Below are 903 nucleotides of genomic sequence, written 5' to 3' on the forward strand. Positions count from 1 at the left end.
ACTAAAAATGGGGGGATTACCAATTTTTCGAGATCGTTTGTTTTTATGCCTACATTTTACCTTCAGCCTCTGGAAGTGTTTATTTGTGGGTAAGTAATATGACGGCTACTATCAATAATCGCAGATTCAGTAAGGTGCGCGGGAACGACATCCGTCATGGACAGAATATGAAAGACTGTCACCCCGTGGGCCAGAAGATAGTCAGTAACGATGCGCCTGTGACAGCGCCACCAGAGCACCTCCGCGCACATGATCGCAACAGTTGCCTGCTGTCCCGCCTCGATAAGCCGGACAAGACCTCGGTGAAAATCTTCTCCAAGCGCATAATCCGCATAATTATGAAAACTCTGGACACGCCAGAATGCGTTGGTCTCCGCAGGCATCGTCTTCGACCGTGGCCGTCGTCCACCAAGCTCTGGAAAATGACTATATCCGATCCCCTGTGCCGCCAGTTCCGGCTGGAGACTGGTGCCATCATAGTCTCGATTACGCCGGGAATACGGAAAAGCCCTCACATCCGCGATCAGTGTCACGCCATAATGACGCAAAAGCGCGATAAAATCAGATAGCGCAAGCGTGGAATGCCCAATGGTGTAGAATGGATGACAAGAAGATGATCTTGCCTCCCCTGCGAGGTTCACATTGGATACGGAGTTTTCCATGCCGTCACAAACTTTCCAGATCGGAGACATCGTATCTTGGAACTCGGAAGCGGGATACGTCAGTGGACGGATCAAAGCCATTCATACGGCGCCCTTTCTGGTCAACGGCTATCAGCATCACGCGACGGCAGAACACCCTCAATATGAAATAGAAAGCCTTAAAACCAGTCATATCGCCTTTCACAAAGGCACGGCCCTTACACTTGCTGAGTGACTGGATGGTAATCCCCCCATTTTTAGT

The 903-nt window shown here is 50.2% G+C and carries 2 protein-coding genes; one reads left to right on the forward strand and one right to left on the reverse strand.

All coding sequences use genetic code 11. From position 1 onward, the window contains the following. Window positions 1-62: 62 nt before the first annotated feature. Window positions 63-662, reverse strand: coding sequence for a DUF488 domain-containing protein (locus tag AD928_RS14190; protein WP_082779649.1), 600 nt, complete (start codon window positions 660-662; stop codon window positions 63-65). Between AD928_RS14190 and AD928_RS00115 the strand changes: the two genes are divergently transcribed. Further along, window positions 661-876, forward strand: a complete 216-nt coding sequence (locus tag AD928_RS00115) for a hypervirulence associated TUDOR domain-containing protein (protein WP_061507197.1) — start codon at window positions 661-663, stop codon at window positions 874-876. The two genes, AD928_RS14190 and AD928_RS00115, sit on opposite strands and share 2 nt — an antisense overlap. The last annotated feature ends 27 nt before the right edge of the window (window positions 877-903 follow it).

The sequence above is a fragment of the Acetobacter cerevisiae genome (assembly GCF_001580535.1).
GTDB classification, from domain to species: Bacteria; Pseudomonadota; Alphaproteobacteria; order Acetobacterales; family Acetobacteraceae; genus Acetobacter; species Acetobacter cerevisiae.

Coding starts and splice junctions, on each gene's coding strand:
- AD928_RS14190 (WP_082779649.1), bottom strand. CDS start 662: ATGGAAAACTCCGTATCCAATGTGAACCTCGCAGGGGAGGCAAGATCA.
- AD928_RS00115 (WP_061507197.1), top strand. CDS start 661: ATGCCGTCACAAACTTTCCAGATCGGAGACATCGTATCTTGGAACTCG.